This window comes from Hymenobacter siberiensis (assembly GCF_018967865.2).
GTDB lineage: Bacteria > Bacteroidota > Bacteroidia > Cytophagales > Hymenobacteraceae > Hymenobacter > Hymenobacter siberiensis.
Genome location: NZ_JAHLZY020000001.1, coordinates 2,003,097 through 2,024,732, shown reverse-complemented (window position 1 = coordinate 2,024,732; position 21,636 = coordinate 2,003,097). Strand labels below are relative to the sequence as shown.

13 protein-coding genes and 1 other RNA gene are annotated in these 21,636 nt (G+C 60.5%); 9 read left to right on the top strand and 5 right to left on the bottom strand.

From position 1 onward, the window contains the following. Positions 1 to 147: 147 nt before the first annotated feature. Together KQ659_RS08950 and KQ659_RS08945 are read right to left on the bottom strand one after the other, a co-directional pair. The gene (locus tag KQ659_RS08950) at positions 148 to 1,371 is read right to left on the bottom strand and encodes an alpha/beta hydrolase-fold protein (RefSeq protein ID WP_216689103.1); all 1,224 of its coding nucleotides are present in this window, start codon (positions 1,369 to 1,371) and stop codon (positions 148 to 150) included. 3 nt (positions 1,372 to 1,374) lie between these two features. After that, positions 1,375 to 2,064 carry a hypothetical protein gene (locus KQ659_RS08945; protein ID WP_216689104.1) on the bottom strand — a complete coding sequence of 230 codons (690 nt, stop codon included), beginning with the start codon at positions 2,062 to 2,064 and terminating at the stop codon, positions 1,375 to 1,377. A gap of 646 nt (positions 2,065 to 2,710) precedes the next feature. Here KQ659_RS08945 and KQ659_RS08940 point away from each other — a divergent pair. The 4 genes from KQ659_RS08940 to KQ659_RS08925 all read left to right on the top strand — a co-directional run bounded on the left by KQ659_RS08940 (position 2,711) and on the right by KQ659_RS08925 (position 9,912). Continuing rightward, on the top strand, positions 2,711 to 5,743 hold the full coding sequence (locus tag KQ659_RS08940; protein ID WP_216689105.1) for a SusC/RagA family TonB-linked outer membrane protein: 3,033 nt from the start codon (positions 2,711 to 2,713) through the stop codon (positions 5,741 to 5,743). 15 nt (positions 5,744 to 5,758) lie between these two features. After that, positions 5,759 to 7,408 carry a RagB/SusD family nutrient uptake outer membrane protein gene (locus KQ659_RS08935; protein ID WP_216689106.1) on the top strand — a complete coding sequence of 550 codons (1,650 nt, stop codon included), beginning with the start codon at positions 5,759 to 5,761 and terminating at the stop codon, positions 7,406 to 7,408. A gap of 72 nt (positions 7,409 to 7,480) precedes the next feature. Continuing rightward, positions 7,481 to 8,311 (top strand): SusE domain-containing protein, encoded by an 831-nt coding sequence (locus KQ659_RS08930; RefSeq protein WP_216689107.1) that lies wholly within the window; start codon positions 7,481 to 7,483, stop codon positions 8,309 to 8,311. A 746-nt stretch (positions 8,312 to 9,057) separates the two neighbouring features. Then, complete coding sequence (locus tag KQ659_RS08925) at positions 9,058 to 9,912, top strand: N-acetylglucosamine kinase (protein WP_216689108.1); 855 nt, start codon at positions 9,058 to 9,060, stop codon at positions 9,910 to 9,912. A 211-nt stretch (positions 9,913 to 10,123) separates the two neighbouring features. Here the strand turns inward: KQ659_RS08925 and KQ659_RS08920 are convergent, their stop codons facing one another. Continuing rightward, positions 10,124 to 12,985 carry a DUF4961 domain-containing protein gene (locus KQ659_RS08920; RefSeq protein WP_216689109.1) on the bottom strand — a complete coding sequence of 954 codons (2,862 nt, stop codon included), beginning with the start codon at positions 12,983 to 12,985 and terminating at the stop codon, positions 10,124 to 10,126. 196 nt (positions 12,986 to 13,181) lie between these two features. Between KQ659_RS08920 and KQ659_RS08915 the strand changes: the two genes are divergently transcribed. The 5 genes from KQ659_RS08915 to rnpB all read left to right on the top strand — a co-directional run bounded on the left by KQ659_RS08915 (position 13,182) and on the right by rnpB (position 19,633). Then, entirely contained in the window at positions 13,182 to 14,180 is a 999-nt protein-coding gene (locus KQ659_RS08915; protein ID WP_226915599.1) for a DUF2279 domain-containing protein, read from the top strand. A 276-nt stretch (positions 14,181 to 14,456) separates the two neighbouring features. After that, positions 14,457 to 15,677: a Smr/MutS family protein gene (locus KQ659_RS08910; protein WP_216689110.1), complete on the top strand. Its 1,221-nt coding sequence runs from the start codon at positions 14,457 to 14,459 to the stop codon at positions 15,675 to 15,677. Positions 15,678 to 15,831: 154 nt separating this feature from the next. Next, positions 15,832 to 16,758 (top strand): metallophosphoesterase, encoded by a 927-nt coding sequence (locus KQ659_RS08905; protein WP_216689111.1) that lies wholly within the window; start codon positions 15,832 to 15,834, stop codon positions 16,756 to 16,758. Between the two features lie 56 nt (positions 16,759 to 16,814). Then, complete coding sequence (locus KQ659_RS08900) at positions 16,815 to 18,686, top strand: M1 family metallopeptidase (protein ID WP_216689112.1); 1,872 nt, start codon at positions 16,815 to 16,817, stop codon at positions 18,684 to 18,686. Between the two features lie 534 nt (positions 18,687 to 19,220). Continuing rightward, positions 19,221 to 19,633, top strand: an RNA gene (gene rnpB / locus KQ659_RS08895) — RNase P RNA component class A. 168 nt (positions 19,634 to 19,801) lie between these two features. Here the strand turns inward: rnpB and KQ659_RS08890 are convergent. Both KQ659_RS08890 and KQ659_RS08885 read right to left on the bottom strand, forming a co-directional pair. Next, complete coding sequence (locus KQ659_RS08890; protein WP_226929901.1) at positions 19,802 to 20,251, bottom strand: c-type cytochrome; 450 nt, start codon at positions 20,249 to 20,251, stop codon at positions 19,802 to 19,804. Between the two features lie 8 nt (positions 20,252 to 20,259). After that, positions 20,260 to 21,540, bottom strand: a complete 1,281-nt coding sequence (locus KQ659_RS08885) for a PQQ-dependent sugar dehydrogenase (RefSeq protein WP_216689113.1) — start codon at positions 21,538 to 21,540, stop codon at positions 20,260 to 20,262. Between the last annotated feature and the right edge of the window lie 96 nt (positions 21,541 to 21,636).

Here is a 21,636-nt window from a genome sequence, read left to right as displayed (position 1 = left end):
CTTTTCTTGAAACGCGACGCAAAGATAAGGCTGCATTTTTAAAACTCCGGCAACCGCAGACAAAAAACTATACGAGCCTGTCAACTGGTTGTTGCAAACGCCACCAATTTCACAACCACCCCAACCATCATGAGCACCCCCATATCACTATTTATGCGGCGCAAAGTCTCTGGTTTTCACCGCCGAACTAAACAGAAACCGATAAGCCGCTGGAAACTCCCGCCGCCAGAACCATTCCCGGTGCTGGCCATCGGCCGGAGCCGAAAAAGCCAGGTTGGCCGCCGGCACACCCTCGGCCCGCAGCTCGTCGCGCCACTGCGCCATCAGGGGCAGCATGGTTTCTGATTCCTTCGGGCCGCACACGAAATAGAAGCGCGCCGTGCGCGCCGCCGGGTGGGTTTTGGCATAGGCTCGCAACGAGTCGTTGCAGACCCAGAAGGCCGGCGAAAACGCCCCTACTTCCCCGAAAACCTTCGGGTATTTCAGGGCTGCGTACACCGATATCAGCCCGCCCAGGCTGGAGCCGGCGATGCCGGTGTGCGCCGCCTCGGGCCGGGTGCGGTAGTGCGCGTCGATATAAGGCTTGAGCGTGAGGGCCAGAAAGTCGACGTAGGCTCCGCCCTGGCCACCCGGGTGGGGCTGGTCTTTGAGCGCGGCGCTGGGCCAGGGAATGTACTCGTCGGACCGGAACTGGTCGCCGTTGTCCACGGCCACCACAATGCTGCCGATGGCATCCTGGCCGGCCTGGCGCAGACGGTCGAGGGTTTCGTCTACGCCCCACTCGCCGCCGAAGCTGGTGGCGTCGTCGAATACGTTCTGGCCATCGTGCAGGTATAGCACGGGGTAGCGCCGGGCGGGGTTGGCCACGTAGTCGGCGGGCAGGTACAGCCAGATGCGCCGCTGCCGCCCCAGCTGCGGCATGGTAAACGCGGCAGACAGCAGGCGTACCTGCGGCGTAGCAGTATGCTTTTTGGGAGCCGCTACTGCGCCGCTCTGGTCGTCCCAGGCCAGCACCTGACTGGCGATTTCGCGGGCCATGGTCAGGTCAGCTTTGCGGTTGGCAATCTGCTGGTTTTTGCCGTCTACCTCCACCGTTGGCCAGCTGCCGCGGGTAAACTTGTATTCGATGCTGCCCAGGCTGGGCGGCAGGCTGATTTGGTACGTGCCGTCGGCTTGCTTCTGCAGGACATAGCGGGGGCTGCGGGGGTTCCAGTCATTGAAAGAGCCAGCCACGAAGAGGGAATCCCGGGGCGGCCAGGCAGCCGGCACCTGGGTTATTTTCAGGATAACCTGGGCGTTGGCAGTTCCCCACGCCAAGGCCAGGACACTGGCCAGCAGCGCCGGGCGTTTCAGCAAGAATCGTTGGCTCATCAGTTATCGAATGGTTTCGCCGCTGCCGGCGCCGCGTTCAGATGAATCCGTTTTGCGCAGCGTGTACACGGCCCGCACCGAATCGACGCCCGGCAGGCCGTTGGCCTGGAAGTCGAGCAGCGCGCCCTTCTTCTGGGGGCCTTTCACAAAATGCCGGTATTCTTCGGCCGACTCGCGCACCACGTACAACACGCCCGGCGACGGCACTTTCAGGCGGGAGAAGAAGCTGCGGCCATCGCCGGCGGGGCGGCGCGTGGTTTCGGCCACGGCGCTGGTACCCAGCAGCCGGAATTTGGCCACGTCGCTCCCCGGCAGGGTCAGGTTGCCCAGACCATCCACAAATATTTCGCGGCGGGCCATGAGGTGCTCCAGGTCCAGGGTTTTGAGCAGGCCCAGGTTTTCCTCGGACAGGATGAGCTGCTGCACCGATTTGCCGGGGGCCGGCTCCTCATAATACACCAGCACAGGCTTCTTCAGCTTCATCTTGCTCACGACCAGGGGCGTCGGCGCGTCCTCGGTATCGCTGACACGCTGGGTGGTGATGGGCGTGTACACCGGCGGCGGCTTCACCACTCCACGGGCACCGGGCGCGGGCTTGGGGGCCGGCTTGCGCGAGCCAGGCCGGGACTGGGCCGTGGCACCGGTTACGGTACCGGCCAGCAACAACGCGAGTAATGGTAGGTGCTTTTTCATTTTCTAAGGAAAAGCCAAAATTAGCTAGGAGAATATGGCCCGGCAAGGCAATTACTGCGGTAATTAACGAACAACAGTACCATTATCAGCCGAGCCATACCGAAATGTGGTAAGGGCAAAGGTGGTTAATCCGGAATTGCCGACCGCGCCCCGAGCCTTCGGGCACTTGCCCAGCCGCTGTTTTTTTGCCCGCGGCAGCCCAGGACAAAGGAAAGCACACGGCACCCCAAAAACGCACCTAATGAGTAACTACACACCCCCGATGAGTAAACACACACCCAAAAAATACGGGCCTTTTAAACTTATTTTTTGCTGAAAAATCTTTAAAAAAGCCTCATTCCAACGCGTTATGCGCACCATATCCGAATCGTTTGCATTGCGCACCCGGTTGGTAGGCATGCCACCACACCAGTTAAAGACTTATTAAACAATGCATAGCTCACAAAATTAATATGATTTTTAAACTACTTCCTACTTAAATATCGACAAAAAGTCGCCGAATTTGAGCAAACGTTTTTTCGATTTTAAGATGTGCTGGAATTTTTCCAAAAATGCCTTTAAACCTTCTGTAACGCAAGTTTTTGGTAACTTGCAGCCCCAATTCTTTTAAAAATTTCCCACCACCAACACATTTAAGAAGTTTCCCATGAGACAACCTTATTTAGCGAAGCTCCTGTTTCTGCTATTATTAGCAGGATTTGGCTTCCTCCCCTCGACTGCATTTGCTCAGTCGACCGGTTCGGTCAGCGGCCGGGTCACCGATAGCAAAAACGAAGGCATTCCCGGCGCTACGGTCCTCATCGAGGGCACTTCGCTGGGCAGCTCTTCAAACATAGACGGAACTTACAGCATCCAGAGCGTGCCCGCCGGACCGCACACAGTCGTGATTTCGTTTGTGGGCTACAACCCCGTTCGCCGTGCCGTGACGGTAGTTGCTGGCCAGAACGCCGAAGTATCGGCCGGCCTGAGCGAGAATACGACCCAGCTGGCCGAGGCCGTGGTAGTAGGCTACGGCACCCAGCGCCGCCAGGACGTGACCGGGGCTGTGGCCACGGTTGATGCCAAGCAGTTTGTGCAGGGCCAGGTAACCAACCCCGAGCAGCTCATCCAGGGCAAAGTGGCCGGTGTGAGCATCACCACGGCCGGCGGCGCGCCCGGCACGGGCAGCGTTATCCGCATCCGGGGCAACTCGTCGCTGAACGCTAACAGCGACCCGCTGTACGTGATTGACGGCGTGCCCGTAGACAAGGAAGGCATCAGCGGCGCCTCCAACCCGCTCTCCCTGATTAACCCCAGCGACATTGCGACCTTCACGGTGCTGAAAGACGCTTCGGCCACCGCCATCTACGGCAACCGAGCTTCGGGCGGCGTTATCCTCATCACCACCAAAAAAGGCCTGCAGGGCGAAAAGCTCCGCGTGGAGCTGAACTCGCAAGTGGGCGTTTCGACCGTGGCCCGCCGCTACGAGACGCTGAGCACCGACCAGTTCCGCAGCCTGATTCAGACCAATGGCGCGGCTTCGCAGTTTGCCACGCTGGGCAAAGGCGACACCAACTGGCAGAAGGAAATTTCCCGCACTGCCGCCACCTACGACAACACGGTGAGCCTGATTGGCTCGGTGGCCAAAGTGCCGTTCCGGGTTTCGTACGGCAACCTCTACCAGGAGGGCATCATCATCACCAACCTGCTGAAGCGGAACTCGGGCTCGGTGAGCCTATCGCCCACGCTGCTCGACAACCACCTGCGCATCGACGTGAACGCCAAAGGTTCGGTTGTGGATAACCGCTTTGTGGACTACGGCACCGTGTCCGGGGCTGCGCTCTACGACCCCACCCAATCGGTTACGTCGACCGAGTCGCGCTTTACGCGCTACGGCGGCTACTCCCAGTTCACCAACTCGGTGGGCCAGCCCTTGGGCAACGCCCCCGGCAACCCGGTGGCCGCCCTCAACAACTCCAACAACACCAGTCAGGTGAAGCGCCTCATCGGCAACGTGCAGTTCGACTACAAAGTCCACGGCATTGACGGCCTGCGCGCCAACCTGAACCTGGGCCTGGATGTGTCGCGCGGACGCGGCAGCAACATCATTCAGCCCACGGACTTCGGTAACTACAACACGGCCGCCGCCGCCGCCACCAACGCCGGTATTAACGGCCGCTATACTCAGTACGCCCAGGACAAGGACATGAAGCTGCTCGAAGCCTACCTGGCTTACGGCAAGCAAGTGGGCGGCACCAAATTCGACGTGCAGGGCGGCTATGCCTACCAAACCTTCGTGTACCAGGGCCCTAACTTCCTGGACTACCGCTACGACCGCAAGACCAAGGTGAACTCGAGCGATACCCTGACTGTGCCGAACTACTACGGCAAGCTGGTGATGCTCTCGTACTTCGGCCGCGCCACGATGAACGTGAAGGATAAGTACCTGCTGACGGCTACCCTGCGTAATGACCAGACCTCGCGCTTCCGTCCGGGCTACCGCAGCGGCTTGTTCCCGGCCGTAGGCCTGGCCTGGCGCGTGAAGAACGAGGATTTCCTGAAAGATAACAACCTGTTTTCGGAGTTGAAGCTGCGGGCCGGCTACGGCCGCACGGGCCAGCAGGACCTGGGCCAGGGCTACTACGACACGCAACCGCGCTACGTACTCAGCGGCTCGTCGACGACCTACCCGCTCGGCAACACGGGCAGCACGACCGTGCCGACCTATAGCCCCCAGGGCTACAACGCCATCCTAACCTGGGAAACCACCAACACCTACAACGCCGGCCTGGACCTGGGCTTCCTGGATAACCGCCTGACGGCTACGGTAGACGTGTATGAGCGCCGCGCCAGCAACCTGCTGGCCCGCGTGAACTTCTCGGCCGGCTCCAACCTTACCAACCAGCTCGACGCCAACATCGGCTCGCTGCGCAACCGCGGCATCGAGGTAGGCCTGAACTACGGCATCCTGCAGGGTTCTGACCTGAACTGGAACGTGAACCTGAACGGCGCCTACAACGTGAACAAAATCACTGACCTCGGCCAGCAGGCCGAAAACTTCAACGGCTACAAGGTGGGCGGCATTGGCGGCGGCACCGGCAACACCATCCAGATTCAGGGCGTGGGCCAGCCCATCAACTCTTTCTTCGTGGCTAAGCAGGTGTACGGTGCCGATGGCCGCCCCGTGGAAGGGCTGTATGTAGACAAAGACGGCAACGGCATCATCAACGACGCCGACTACGTTTCCTACAAGCAGTCCGCGCCGCTCGTTACGCTGGGCTTCAGCTCGAACCTGACGTACAAGAAGCTGGTTTTTGCCTTCACCCTGCGCAGCAACCTGGGCAACTACGTGTATAATGCCAACGCCGCAAACTTTGGTACCTATGCCAACGCCCAAGGCTCCACTCTTTTCGTAAGTAACCTGAGCCCCGACGTGCTGAACACCGGCTTCACCCGTCAGCAGCTGTTTTCGGACTATTACGTCCAGAATGCTTCGTTCCTGCGGGCCGAAAACATCTCGCTGGGCTACAACGTTGGCAAGGTGCTCGGCGCTTCATCGCTCCGCGTAACGGCCAACGTGCAAAATGCTTTCCTCGTGACCAAGTACAAAGGGGTTGACCCCGAAGTATCCGGTGGCATCGACAGCAACTTTTACCCGCGTGCCCGTACTTTCACCCTCGGCCTCGCCCTAGGCATTTAATTCCCACCAGTACTCATGAAAAACGCATTATACCGGGGGCTAACGGCCCTCACGCTGAGCACCGCCCTGGCGGGCTTCAGCACGTCCTGCACCAAAGACCTGGACCAGACGCCGAAGTATGAGCTCACCGGCGACAAGGTGTACGTTGGGCTGGCCGGCTATAAGCAGGTGCTGGCCAAGCTCTACGGCGGCTTCGCCCTCACCGGGGCTTCGGGCCCCGGCTCGGGCGACATCACCGGTATCGACGCCGGCACTTCCGACTACATCCGCCAGTGGTGGAGTGCCCAGGAGCTGACCACCGACGAAGCCGTGATTGCCTGGAACGACCCGGGCGTGCAGGAGTGGCACAAGCTGAGCTGGGATGCCAGCGACCCGCTGACCCGGGGTTTCTACAGCCGCCTGTACTACGAAATTGCCATCTGCAACGAATTCCTGCGCGAAGCCACCGACGACAAGCTCAGCAGCCGCCTGAGCAGCAGCGAGCAGGAACAGGGCAAGCTGTTCCGGGCCGAGGCCCGGTTCCTGCGGGCCGTAGCCTACTACCACGTCATCGACCTGTTCGGCAACGGCCCGTTCGTGACCGAGAAAGACCCCGTGGGTGGCCCGCTGCCCGTGTACAACACCCGCCAGCAGCTCTATAGCTTCGTGGAAAGCGAGCTGCTCGCTCTCACCAACGACCTGGCTACCCCCCGAACCAATGAGTATGGCCGCGTAGACCAGGCCGCCGCGCACGGCTTCCTGGCCCGCCTCTACCTCAATGCCGGCGTGTATACCGGTACCCCGCAGTACGCCAAGGCCGCCACCGAAGCCAAGGCCGTGATTGACGCAGGCTACACGCTCAGCACCACGGCTGCGCCGGCGGTTGCCTCAGCCTACGGCCGCCTGTTTCTGGCCGACAATCACTTGGCGTCGGCCAAAAGTGAAATCATCTGGCCCGTCATTTTTGATGTAAACAGCGTGCAGAGCTACGGCGGCACCACGTTCCTCATCAACGGTGCCACAAGTGGGGCTGATGCCAGCTGGCAGCGCCTGGTAGGCCAAACCACCGGCTGGGGCGGTCTGCGTACCACTAGTGCTTTGTTCGACAAGTTTTTCCTGGCTGGCGGCGACACCACCCGCGACCGCCGGGGCCGCTTCTACACCAAGGGCCAGACGCTGGCCATCACCGACCTGAGCCAGTTCACGCAAGGCCTGGGCGTGGTGAAGTACCGCAACGTGAACTCGGCAGGCGTGGCGCAGGGGGCTTCGCTCAACTTTTCGAGCGTGGACTTCCCCATGTTGCGCCTAGCCGACATGATGCTCATCTACGCCGAAGCCGCTACCCGTGGCAGCGGTGACCGCACCCTGGCGCTGGGCTACGTGAACCAGATTCGTCGTCGGGGCTTCGGCCTGCCCACGACCACGGCCAGCGCCACGGCCGACATCACCGATGCCCAGCTGACCTCCGACTTCATCCTCGACGAGCGCGCCCGCGAGCTGCACTGGGAAGGCACCCGCCGCACCGACCTTATCCGCTACAGCAAGTTTGTGACCGGCGCCTACCTCTGGCCCTGGAAAGGCGGCATTTCGGGAGGCAAAGCGGTGGATGACAAGTACAAGCTGTTTCCGATTCCGGCCTCTGACCTCACGGCCAACCCGAACCTGAAGCAGAACCCCGGCTACTAAGCTTTTTCTGCCTGCCCGGCGGCAACTCCGGGCAGGCAGTATCCTTTGTTCTCACTCAACTCACTTATTCTTATGTATCGCTTATTTTCCAAAACGGCGGCCCTGGCCGGCCTGCTGGCCCTCAGCCTCACAGCCTGTAAGAAGGACGAGGTGCGGGTTAATTCCGAGTTCAGCGCCCCGCCGGTGCTGACGGCGAGCACCACCAACGCCGGGGCCCTGGCGAAGGCCAATGCCCAGAACACGGCCGTGACCTACACCTGGACGCCCTACACCATCACGACGTCGGACGATTCCAAAGTAGCCTCCACGGTAACCTACACCCTGCAGATTGCCAAGGCGGGCACCAACTTCGCCACGGTACGGGAAATCAGCGGCGGCGTGGGCACGGCTTCTTCCCTGGCCATCAAAACCATTGACCTGAACTCGGCCCTGCTGTTTCTGGGCCTGCCGTTTGGCCAGCCGGGCCTGGTTGATGTACGCCTGAAAACCTTCGTGGCTGGTAACCTGCCTACCCTCTACTCCACCACGAAACAGCTCACGGCCACCCCCTACGACGAGTGCACGGCCCCCAACGCCGACACCTGGGGCCTGGTGGGCCCGGCCGGCGATGGCTGGCCCGGTGCTACCGCCACTGACCGCATGCTGAAGTGGGACTGTGTGGCCAATGCCTACGTGCTGCGCTCGGCCCTCAACGTCGGCGACTTCAAGTTCCGCAAGAACCAGGACTGGGCCATCAACCTGGGCGCGCTGACCAAGCCCCTGATGCCCGGCGCCACCGCCACTACGCTGAAGATTAACGGCGAAGACATGTCAATTGCCGTGGCCGGCACCTACACGGTGAAGCTGACGATAACCGGCAGCGGAGCCAACGTGACGGCCGGTACGCTCACCGTCACACCCTAATTAAAAGCATTCGTTTCGGAATCGAACGGACATAAAAAAGCCGCTGGCCATGTCAGCGGCTTTTTTATGTCCGTTCGATTCCGAAACGAAGCAGAGCGTATGCTGGCAGCCGCTGGATTGAAAACAGCCTTTTGAGTAAGTAACGGTTTCGTAATTAAAGTAGTGCGCCATGCTTCGACAAGCTCAGTATTGCCTCCTGTTTGGATACGCTCTAAGCGGCTGCATACTGCTCCGGGCGCAGCATCGTGCGTACGGAAGTGATTCCAATCGTGAAAGCAATGGCAACGTCCCGCCGGATGCATGGCTACGCCAGTATGCGGCCTATGCTTCGCGTGGCGAAGTCACTATGTTGCTGCCTTTCTTCCTGCACATGCACCGGGCAGGCACCGGCCACGAAAAAACGCAGTTTAGAGGGCGTATCGGCCGTGCACAGATTCAGCAAAATGGAGGAGCCAGCCCCGTGAAAGCTGACGAGCTAGCCACGGCCTACTTACTTACCGGCCGAAGCCGCTCAGATTTCGGAAGCATTGAGGATGTTACCCACCCAAGTGCGAAACTGACCAAGGTTTCAGCCGGGGAAGGACACAGCCAAAACAGGTTATCTGGCGTCATCCCGGCTTTTTTCAAACCAAGAACAACGGTTTTTTCGAAAAAAGTTTTCTGCAATCGTTTGTTCGCTTTCGGCCACTCAGCCGGTTCCCACACTACTTGCTACTTTCGTTGTCTGCTTCATAATTCCCTCTCCTATGATACTTATTGCCGACGGCGGCTCAACGAAATGCAGCTGGTGCCAGCTCGACGACGCGCACAACCGCGTGTACTTTAACACGGAGGGCTATAACCCTGATTTCATGGACACGGCGGCCATTGTGGCCTCGCTCAACCAGCACCTGCCCAGTACGCTGCCCCGCGAGGAGGTGACCGACGTGCATTTCTACGGCGCGGGCGTATCGTCGGCGCAGAAGGCGGAGGTGATTGCGGCGGCCCTGCGCCAGGTATTTCCCAAGGCCAAGACCCACGTAACCGAAGACCTGCTGGCCGCGGCCCGCGCCCTGCTGGGCCACAAGCCCGGCTTCGCGGCCATTCTGGGCACGGGCACCAACTCCTGCCTGTATGATGGCGAGAAAATCACGTACAACGTGGATTCGCTGGGGTATTTCCTAGGCGATGAGGGTTCGGGCTCGTACTTCGGCAAGCGGCTGCTGCGCGACTACCTACGTGGCCTGCTGCCCGATGGCCTGCAGGAGATTTTCAAGGAGACATACGCGCTGGGCTCGCGCAACGACATTCTGGACCGCCTCTACAACCAGCCGCTGCCCAACCGCTACCTGGCCAATTTCGCCAAGTTTGCCTACGACCACAACAACGTGAGCTACTGCCGCGAAATCGTACTCGAAGGCTTCGAAACCTTCTTCCAGAACCTGGTGCTGCACTACCCGCGCTTTCAGGAATACACCTTCAACTGCGTGGGCTCGGTGGGCTACAATTTCCGCGATGTGCTGACGCAGGTGGCCAAAACCCACGGCATGGAAGTGGGCAAGATTATCCGCTCCCCTATCGACGATTTGGTGGCGTACCACGACGAATTGCCGGTGCGGTAAACGCTGGTTTTGTTAGTACTGAGATGCGTCTCAGAACGTCATGCTGAGCGCAGCCGAAGCAGCTCGCGTGTGGTAGTAACTCAATCGATTGGATACTATGGCACGCGAGCTGCTTCGGCTGCGCTCAGCATGACGTTCTGAATAACCGCTTCACAAAAAAAGGCCGCTTCCAACTGGAAGCGGCCTTTTTCGTGGCCCTGGTTAGGCAGCGTTAGTGCTGCACTACAATGCGGGTAGTTTGCATAAGCTGGCCGGTGCTGAGGCGCACCACATAAATGCCATTGGCCAGGTCCTGCACGGGCAGGGCGAGCTCGTGCGCGCCGGCAGCCTGCGTGGCGCGGCTGCTGATGGTGCGTACGGTAGCGCCCAGCACGTTGTGCACCGTTACGGTAACGGCGGACGGCGCGGCCAGCTCATACCGGAGGCTGGTGCTGCTGCTGCTGGGGTTGGGCACGGCCACGAGGCGCAGGGCATCGGTGCGGCTGGCTTTAGTGCCCAGCAGAACAGCCTTTTTGAGGCGGCGCGTGGTGTAAACGGCGTAGGCGCCGGGAGCCAACGTGATGAGCGCATTGGCGTTGGTCACGGTGATGCTGTCGCCGGACAGGTAGTTGTACCACTTGCCGGTGCGCTGGAAGGCGGGGTCGATGGTGGTGCTGGTCACGTCGAAGTTACCGATGATGGTGATGTTCTGCGTGGCGTTGCTGACGTGGATGGACTTGGCGGCGCCGGCCAGCTGCTGCGTGTAGCCGGTGGGGTTGGCAAAGGCGGACTCCTGCTTTTTGAGGGCAATCAGGGCGCGCTGCACATCGTAGAGCTGGCGGCGGTTGGCATCCTGGTAGTAGGCCCACACGGGCTGCTTGGCGCTCAGCTTGCACTGGTCGTTGCCATAGGGCGTGGGCACGGTGCCATTCGAGCAGGCGAAGATGGACTTGTCGTAGCCCAGCTCGCCAAACTGCCACACCATTTTGGGGCCGGGCACGGTGAAGAAGAAGGCCGAGGCCAGCTCGATGCGCGCCAGGGCGGTGTTGAGGTCGCGGGTGCTGTAGGTGCCGGCCGAATTGCCGAAGGTGAGGTTCTTGTACATCAGGCGCTCCTCGTCGTGGCTTTCCATGTAGGTTACCAGGTTGGGGCTGTTCCAGCCGCGACCACCCTGGGCGGTGCTGCCGTAGTAGCCGTAGCTGAAGTTCGAATTGGGCAGGTAGCCCATCGTGGCCTCGTTGTAGTTATTAACGGCGTTGCCCCATATCATGAAGCCGGCGTCGGCCAGGGCCTTACCCTCGCGGTTTTCGGGGAAATGCTCCAGAATGGGGTACAGGTTAGCATCGACGCCAATCATGTGTTGGTAATAATCTAGCCAGATGTTGATGCGCGATTGGTCGTAGTTGCCGTAGGTGTTGCCCGTGCTGGGCTGCTGCGTGAAGCCGCCAGCCAGGTCAAAGCGGTAGCCATCAATGTGGTATTCCTGAAGCCAGAACGACATCACCTGCTTCGAGAAGGACCTGGTGAGGGCGCTTTCGTGGTTGAAGTCGTTGTACACACTATACGGGTGCGGGGCCGTCACGTTGAACCACGGGTTATCGGACGAAGGGCCGCCGTTGGCCCCGGCGTATAGCTGCACCATTGGGCTCTGGCCGGTGGAGTGGTTGAGCACCATGTCCAGAATTACGGCGATGCCGCGGCGGTGGCATTCATCTATGAACTGCTTGAAGGCCTGCTTGGTGCCATAGTATTTATCGGGCGCGAAGAAGAAATCGGGGCTGTAGCCCCAGTTGTCGTTGCCGTCGAATTCATTGATGGGCATCAGCTCGATGGCATTCACGCCGAGGCGCGAGAGGTAGTTCAGGGTGTCGCGCAGGGTCTGGTAGTCGTGGCGGGCGATGAAGTCGCGCATCAGCAGCTCATACACCACGAGGTTGGTGCGGCTGGGGCGCTGGAAGGTGGTAGCTGTCCACACGTAGGGCGTCTGGTTGGTTTGCAGCACCGACACAATGCCCGTGGTGCGGCCCGTGGGGTAGGCCTTGAGGCCGGGGTAGGTCACGGCCGGGATGTACTGGTCGTCGTTCGGGTCCAGGATTTTCTCGCAGTAGGGGTCGGCCACGCGCAGGGTGCCGTCCACGAGGTACTGGTAGGCGTATTCGCGGCCGGCGGTGAGGCCGTTGATTTGCACCCACCAGCGGTTGCCGTCGGGCGTTTTGTTCATGTAGCTGGCGTTGGTTGTCTGCCAGTTGTTGAACTCGCCCAGGACATAAGCAAACTGCTTGTTTGGGGCCGTGAGGTTGAGGATGACCGACGTGCCGCCATTCAGGTACGTAACGCCGTCCTTGGCCCCGGCGGGCAGCGCGGCAACGGTAACGGTGGGGCGCACCACAAAAATCAGCGAATCGACCGCCTGGTTGGTACCGCTGACGGCGCTGAAGCGCACCACGTTGCGGCCGGTGGCCGCTGTGACGGTGGTGGTGAGGGTGGTGGCGCTGGCCTGCTGGGCCACCTGCGTACCATTGAGACTGAAGGCCAGGTTGGCCGTGGCGGAGGCCGTACCCGTTACGCTTACTTGTGCGCCCAGGGCCACGAACAGCGGGTTGCCGCTGGCGTTGGAAGTCGGGTTGGTGATGCGGACCGACAGGGCAGTCGTGGACGCATCCACGAAAATGTCGCCGCCGCCGGTGGCCCGGCCCACCGTGGAGCCGTCGGCATTCTTGAAAATCATGCCCAGGCGCAGCAGCGTTTCGGCCGCCGGAATGGGGTAGAACGTGCGCGGCGTGAAGGTGATGGTGTAGATGTTGGGGTTGCTGGCGCTACGGGTCATCTGCGCCGAGGGGTCGGCCACGCCGAAGCTGGGGCTGTGCACGTTGCGCCAGTTGGTGTTGCTGGAGCTCAGGTTGGTCACGGTGCCGGTCCAGATGTAGACGTTGCCGGTGAAATTGGCCAGCGCCCCGTTGCCCTGACTGGCATCGTAGGTGATGGTGACGGGCGTGGTATCGGTGAAGAAAACCGGCGAGGTAGTTACCTGCGCCTGGGCGGTCCAGGCCAGCAGGGTCAACAGCAGGGCGGTGAGGTGTCGAAGTTTTTGCATTGGGAATTTTTAGGATGCGAAATGAGAAGGAAGTGGTTGATTAAAAATTATTTAGATAGCTGAAATAAAAGCTTGCGGAAACGTTTGCCAAGCCTGTAATTAATTGTTTTTGTTGACAAACCAAGTCGCAAGATACGCCATTGGAGCCAGCAGCCGGCTTTATGGGGCATACCTTTAGGCACTATTTATAGCCTGCATGGCGCTTGTCTCGTTGATTTTAGATTTGTTCGGGCGCGGGCGGCTGGCCGGGCTGGCCATGGGCGGTGCGCTGGCGGTGCCACTGGCCGGGCGCGGGCAGGTGCCGCTCCGTACCGACAGTGCGAGTGGCCCGCCGGTTCGCTCGGTTGATGTCTCCTCACGCAGCAACTTTCCGGTTGATTCGGTGGCACTGCGCAAGCGCCGCTTGCGTCTACTCGTGAGCGGCACGGCGCTGAGCTACGGCGTTATTTACACCGGCCTCACCACGGCCTGGTACACCGGCGAGCGGGTGCAGCTGCACTGGTTCAACGACCTGCCCGAGTGGCAGCAGCTCGACAAGTGCGGGCATTTCTGGGGCGCGTTTCAGGAAAGCCGGGGCGCGGTGGATATGCTGCGCTGGGCCGGCCTGAGCGAGAAAAAGGCCATCTGGTACGGCTCGTTTGTGGGCTTCGTGGTGCAGAGCCCGATTGAAATCCTCGACGGCTTCGACCCGGCTTACGGCGCGTCGGCTACTGATTTGGCGGCCAATTTCCTGGGTTCCTCGGCCCTGCTGGCCCAACAGCTGGCCTGGCACGATGTCCGCATCATGCCCAAATGGTCGTTTCATCTCACCAGCTACGCCGCCATGCGCCCCAACGTGCTGGGCAGCAACGTGCCTGAGCGCTGGCTGAAGGACTACAACGGCCAGACCTACTGGCTTTGCACCGATGTAGGCGCGTTCCTAAAGCCCGGCAACCGCTGGCCCCGCTGGCTGCAACCCGCCGTGGGCTACGGCGGCCAGGACATGGTGTATAACGACGACGGCACCAACGCCGAAAAAGGCCTGCGCCCCTACCGCCAGTTTTACCTTTCGCTCGACGTAGATTTGCGCCGCATTCCCACCCGTAGCCCGCTGCTGAAAAAGATATTCTACACCCTCAGCATTTTCCACTTGCCAGCCCCGGCGCTGGAGTACAACGGGCGCGACGGTTTTGGCTTTCACGGCCTATACATGTAAATCACGGATTACGCGGGTTTTACGGATTTTTTAGGTGAGTATGCTAATGATATTCTGCACATTATCACTGGTATTTGTGGGCATTTTTGTGTGGCATGATGGGAGGCTTTCTACCTTAAAAAAGAGGTAAGGCATCTGTCGGCACGCCAAAAACGTACTTTTGTAGACCCAGCCCATCCGGGCGGGTCAAAATGAAGAAAAACGGACTACTTCCGGCGGCCGATAATCGTCCACAAAACCCGTGAAATCCGTTTAAATCTGCCAAATCCGTGATTTATGAACGTAGGAGATAGAGTCCGGCTCCTGACCGGCACCGAAGAAGGAATTGTTACCCGCCTGCTCGACAGTGAGCTGGTAGAAGTAGCTATTGACAACGATTTTACCATTCCCGTGCTTCGGCGCGAAGTAGTGGTAGTGGCCCAGGAAGAAGGCAAGAACTTCGACCGCGCCGCCGTGGACTACGGCCCCGGCCAGACGCCCGGCAAAAATGCCAACGCCAGCAAGAAGGACAACAGCAAGCGGCCGTCGGCTACGCCGGCTGCGCCCAAGCCGGTGCAGCCTTCGTTGCAGGAGGCCCTGGCTGCTGTGGCTTCGAGCGGCAAAGGCGTGGCCAAAATCAGCGGGCCGGCCGCCGGGGCCAGGCAGCCGGCAGCGGCCAAAGGCCTGTTCCTGGCCCTGGTGCACCAGTCCCCGGAGCTGCTGGGCGTCACGCTCATCAACAACACCGAGGCCGACGTGCTCTTCACCTATGGCGAGGAAACCAGCGCCCGCCCCTACCGCGCCCTGGCCGCCGACAAGCTTGGCCCCAAAACCAGCACCAAGCCCCTCTCCTTCCTGCACATGAAGGATTTTGAGGCTTGGCCCGCGGTCATCTTCCAGCTGCTGCCCAGCAAGCCGAATGGCGACGCGGCCTACGAGCTGCTCACCAAGCGGCAGGCCTTCAAGGCCAGCACGTTCTACGGTAGCCAAAAGCCCGCGCCGGTGATTGGCAAGGATGCCTACCTCTTCCAGCTGGACGAGAAAGCGGCCGCCGCCATCGCCCCCGAGCAGCTGGCCGAAGAAACTCCTGCCCCGGCTCCCACCGCCCCGGCCAAGCCCGCCGGTGTGGATATTGCCGCCCTCAAAGCCCAGCTCAGCGGCGACGCACCGGCCAAGCCGGCCGCTGTGGTAGCCGCCGCCACGCCAGCCAAGCCGGCCGGCCCTATCGTGGCCCCGCCCCACGAGCTCGACCTGCACCTCGAAGCCCTGCGCCCCGATAACACCGAGGAGCTGAGCAACACCGCCATTCTGCGCCTGCAGCTCGATGCGTTTGAGGACGCGCTGAGCCGCGCCCTGGCCACCAACATGCACGAAATCGTGTTTATTCACGGCATGGGCAATGGGGTACTGCGCAAGGAAATCCACCGCCAGCTGAGCCGGAACAAGGACATCAAGTTCTTCGAGGACGCCCGCAAGGAGAAGTTCGGCTTCGGTGCCACGCTGGTGCGGCTGAAGTAGGTTCTCAAGTTTTGTGACGGCTGTTTTGAACGTCATGCTGAGCTTATCGGAGCATTTCTACCGCGCAACTAATCAGATTTAGTCGCGCGGTAGAAATGCTCCGATAAGCTCAGCATGACGTTCTGATTTTCTACCCATTCCACTCCTACATTCCATGTACGACCTTATCGGCGATATTCATGGCCATGCGGCGGAGCTCCGCCAGCTTCTGCAGCAGCTTGGGTACGCGCCCGATGCCCTCGGGACCTACCGGCACCCGGCGGGCCGGCAAGTCATTTTCGTTGGTGATTTTATTGACCGTGGCCCGGCCATTCGTGAGACGCTGCAAGTGGTGCGCGCCATGGTAGACGGCGGCGCGGCCCTGGCCGTGATGGGCAACCACGAGTACAACGCCCTCGCCTTCTGGGCCTCCGACCCCGCCGGCGGGCACCTGCGGTCCCACCGACCGCATCACATTTTGCAGCACCTCGCCACCATTCAGGAGTTCAGCACCAAGGAGCTATTTGCCGAATGGCAGGGCTGCCTGGCGTGGTTTCGCACGCTGCCGCTGTTTCTGGAGCTGCCGGGCTTACGCGTGGTGCACGCCTGCTGGGATGCCCGCTACATTGCCCAGCTGCGCGGGTGGCTGCCCGATGCCCGGCTCACGCCGGAATTTCTACTGGCGGCCAGCCGGGTGGGTTCCGACGAGTTCAATGCCATCGAAGTCACGCTGAAAGGCCACGAAACAAAGCTGCCCGGCGGCCACCATTTCTTCGATAAAGACGGCCACCGCCGCACCATGGTGCGCACCGCGTGGTGGCGCGACCCGGCCATTTCCACCTACCACAACTACTACCTGGAATCCGTTGAGGCGCTGGCCGACCAGCCCGTGGATGTGGCCACCTTGCCCAACGCCAGCTACTACCAGGACGAAACGCCGGTGTTCTTCGGGCATTACTGGCTGCGGGGCGAGCCCCAGCTGCTCACACCGCACTCCGTGTGCCTCGACTACAGCGTGGCAAAAGGCGGTGAGCTGGTGGCCTACCGCTGGCACGGGGAGCAGACGCTGACGCCAACTGGCCTGGTTCGGGCCAATTCGTAGCTGCTATTTTCTTTGTGCCTATTCCTTTCGCAGCGCCTGCTGCTACTTTGTTGCTTATGAAACCATTTGGTCGGATTGCCGCTGCCCTTTTTCTACTGGTCTCAGTGGCCCGCGCCCAGCCCGCGCTGCCCGTACCGCGCAACCTGCAAGCCACCTACGCCAAAGGCACCCGCGCCGAAACCGGCCTGCCCGGCCCCAACTATTGGCAAAACACCGCCGACTACGACCTGGCCGTGAATTTCAACCCCGATACCCGCCTCGTGTCGGGCACGGTAGACATCAAGTACGTCAACAACAGCCCCGATTCGCTCAAGCAGCTCTGGTTCAAGCTCTACCCCAACCTCTACCAGAAGGGGGCGCCCCGCAGCCGCGCCATTGCCCCGGAAGACGTGAGCGACGGCGTTAAAATATTCAACCTCAGCATCAACGGCGAAACCTTCGATGTGAGCAAGCTGGCCCCCGACGCCACCAACCTGCCCATAACCCTGCGCCGTGCCCTCAGGGCGCACCAGATTGCCACGGTGCGTGCCACCTACGCCTACACCCTCAACAAGAGCTCGCACCAGCGCACCGGCGAAGTTGAGCCGGGGGCCGCTTTCGTGGCTTACTTCTTCCCGCGCATCGCCGTGTACGACGACCTCGACGGCTGGAACCGCGTGCCCTACACCGGCGACCAGGAGTTCTACAACGACTTCGCCAATTTCAAAGCCGCCATCACCGTGCCCAAGAATTTCGTGGTTTGGGCCACCGGCGACCTCACCAACGCCGCCGAAGTGCTGGCCCCAAGGTACGCCCAGCGCCTGCGCGATGCCGAGCAGCAGGACACCGTGGTGAGCATCATCAGCGAGGACGATGCGAAGCGCCGCGACATCACCGCCCAGACCGACCAGAATACCTGGCGTTTCGAGGCCAAAAACGTTACCGATTTCGTATTCGCCACCGCCGACCATTACGTGTGGCAGAGCACCAGCCTGGTGGTGGACCCCGCCACCAAGCGCCGCACCCGCGTCGATGCCGTGTACAATCCCAAGCACGAAGACTACAAGGAAGTCATCAACTTCAGCCGCAAAACGGTGGAGGCCATGAGCTACACCTTCCCGAAGTGGCCCTTTCCCTACGCCCACGAAACCGTGTTCGACGGCCTCGACCAGATGGAGTACCCCATGATGGTGAACGACAACCCCACCGCCACCCGCGAGGACGCCATCACCCTCACCGACCACGAAATCTTCCACACGATGTTCCCCTTCTACATGGGCATCAACGAAACCAAGTACGGCTGGATGGACGAGGGCTGGGCCACCATCGGCGAGTGGCTCATTTCGGGTATCATCGACCCCAAACTGGACGACGACTACGGCGTGGCCCGCTACGCCGCCCAGGCCGCCACCGAAAACGACCTGCCCATCGTCACGCTCAGCACCCAGCAAACGGGGATGCCGTTTTTTCTCAACTCGTACCCCAAGCCCGGCATGGGCTACCTCTACGTGAAGGATATGCTCGGCGATGAGCTGTTCACCAAGTCGCTGCACACCTACATTCGGAACTGGAACGGCAAGCACCCCATGCCCTACGACTTCTTCAACAGCATGAACGCCGGGGCGGGCCGCAACCTTAACTGGTTCTGGCAGCGCTGGTTTTTTGATGATGGCTACCCCGACCTGGCCATCGCCCGCGTCACCAAAAGCACCGCCGGCTACGACATCCAGGTGCAGGCCAAAGGCACTAAACCCGTCCCGGTCGACCTCACCATCACCTTCGCCGATAACACCACCCAGAAAATCCACCGCAGCATCGGCGTATGGGAAACCGGGACCAATTCCGTCACCGTTCCCGTCGCCACCAAGCAGCCCCTGAAACGCGTAACCCTGGGCAGCACCCTGGTGCCGGACAGCTACCCGAAGGATAATGTGTGGGAGGGGAAGTAATGGCACCTCTAGACAAACTAGCGCCTCCTCTGCGGCACATACTTAAAAAGGAATTGGCTGCTGGTAATGAGATTATGGAAATAGTAGCTAACCCAGGCTGGCCTCCTGATTGTGAATTATTCATTGCACTGAAACGAAAGTTTAGTAGAATGCACGATATGCCGTCAGAAGTCACATTTAGGAGTTGTTTAGAAAGTCACAAAAGGTACTCAAACGGTCATGCAGCGCGCAGCGAAGCATCTTGCTCGCATCGTTGAACGGGCCTGACGATGCGAGCAAGATGTTTTGCTGCGCGCTGCATGACCGTTCGGGGACTTTCTAAACAGCTTCTTAATCAGATTGATGATTACCACTATTGGTTTGCCGACTACAATTACAATGGGAGCCAGCAACTTTTAACTTGCCAATTTGCCCCGCCGATTCCAGGCTTTGAGCTATTCCTAACAAAACTTGGGAGAATCTTTGCGCGGTAGAGATGCTTCGACTTCACTCAGGATAACGTTCTAGTTTATTCGTGTGCTACCTTTGCCCGCAGTGATGGGTCGCCTCACCGCGGCGCTTTCGGGCGACGAGGAAAGTCCGGGCAACACAGAGCACCTTGCTTCCTAACGGGAAGGACTGGCGCGCATAACGCAACCCAGGACAGCAAGTGCCACAGAAAATTACCGCCTACGTACCGGCCTTCGGGCCGGTGCCGGTAAGGGTGAAAAGGTGCGGTAAGAGCGCACCAGCGGGCGGGCAACCGTCCCGGCTGGGTAAACCTCAGGGGTTGAAAGACCAAATAAGCTGGTACGCCGGCGCAGCCTTCGGGCGGCATCGGCTCCGGGCGGCTCGTCCGGCGCCAGCGGGTAGGTTGATGGAGCCTTTCCGCGAGGACTGGCCTAGATAAATGGTGAGGCAGGGGCTTCGGCCCCGGACAAAACCCGGCTTACAGACCCATCACCAATCATCAAAAAAGGCCACTCCCGCGCGGGAGTGGCCTTTTTTGGTGTCGTGCCGGTCCGACCGCCCTAGGCGGTCTGACCGGTTGTCGTTGCTATAACCGATTGATGTTGCGCACCAAGATAGGCACACATCAACCGGTCTGACCGCCTAGGGCGGTCAGACCGGCACGGCTACTTCTTCCCAGCCGCCCGCACGGTCTTCACCTCGCTCACCGTCACGGCGCTGGCCTTGTTCCCGAACGAGTTACGCACGTACGTCAGCACATCGGCCATTTGCTGGTCGTTGAGGTAACTCTGCGAGGGCATCACGCCGTGGTATTCCTCGCCGTTGATGTCCACGCCTTTCAGGCCGTTGACCAGCACGCCTATCAGGCGGGTTTTGTCGCCCAGCACGTAGTCGGTTTTGGCTAGGGGCGGGTTCATGCCGTCCACACCGAGGCCATCGGCCTGGTGGCAGGTGAGGCAGTATTGGGTGTAGATGGACTTGCCCTGCAACAGCGTGGCGGCCGAAACGCCGGACACGGCTTTTTTGGCCGGGGCTTTGGCGGCTGGTTTTTTCTGGGCGAAGGCCGGGACGCTGGTCAGGGCCAGCAGGGCCAGTATCACAAAAGACTTCTTCACGAACACGCTTATTTCTGGTTGTATACGATGCGGTAGATGGTGCCGGCCTTATCGTCGCTCACGTAGAGCGAGCCATCGGGGCCCTGGGCCAAGCCGCAGGGCTTGTGGTCGGCGCGGCCGGCGGCCGCCTTGGCATCCGAGCCGGCGAAGTTATCGGCAAACACTTCCCACTGGCCGCTGGGCTTGCCGTTTTTGAAGGGCTGAAACACCACGTAATAGCCTTTTTGGGGCTCGGGAGCCCGGTTCCAGGACCCGTGGAAGGCGATGAACGCGCCGTTGCGGTACTTGGCCGGAAACATGGTGCCGGTGTAGAACAGCAGGCCATCGGGGGCCATGTGGGCGGGGTAGGCGGCGGCGGGCTCCAGGTACTTGGGGTCGGCCAGCTTCTTGCCGTCGCCGCCGTACTCGGGGGCCAGTATTTTCTGGTGCGTCAGGCCATTATAGTACAGGAAGGGCCAGCCGGCGTTGGCGCCCTTCGTGATTTCGTAGAGGCACTCGGCCGGCTGCTCCGCCGACTCCTTGGTGTCGTACATCGCGGGGAAGATGTCGTGGAGCTGGTCGCGGCCGTGCTGCATCACGAAAAGCTGGTTGTTCTGCGCGTTCCAGTCGAGGCCCACCACGTTGCGCAGGCCGGTGGCGTAGCGCGTGCCCGAGCCGTAGGTCTGGTTGGCCTTATCGGCCCGGAACTGCCAGATGCCGCCCGCCGAATCCAGAATCGGGCAGTCGGGCCGGCCCATCGAGCCTTTCTCCCGGTCCTTCACCTGGCAGGAATTCGAATACGCCCCGACGTTGACATAGACGTTGCCGGCATTATCCAGCACAATGGATTTGCTCTCGTGCTCGCCCCGGTTCAGCAGGCCGGTGATGATTTTTTCGGGCTGCGCGGGGTTGGTCACCTCCCCTTTCGCATCCAGCTTATAGCGGTACACGTCCTCATCCGAAGAGGCGTACAGATAGCCGTCCTTAGCATAAATGCCCGTGCCGCCGTAGCTACCGAAGCCGCCCGAAACAGTGGCCTTACCGGTGGCGGTGGGCTTTAGCTCCAGAATGCCTTTGCCGTCTTTGGGCCGGTTCAACTTTACAAAAATATTGCCTTCCGGCGTCACGGCCAGGTGCCGGGCGCGGCCGCCTGTTTCGGCCACCACCAGCGCGCCGAAGCCGGCGGGCAGCTTCAGGCCAGCATTATCAGCGTCGGGGGCCACGGTGGGCTTGCTGGTGAGGGAGTAGAGGCTGAAGCTGCCGGCCAGGGCTGCCGTGAGCAGCAACGGGCGGGTTATCGATTTTTTCATGCAGGAAATTAGATTGGATTGAGCGAAGGTAAAGCTGTTTGCAGCTCGGTGTAGAAACGGCTGGCCGCAGTTGTTGTTTGTTACGTCCTTAAACTA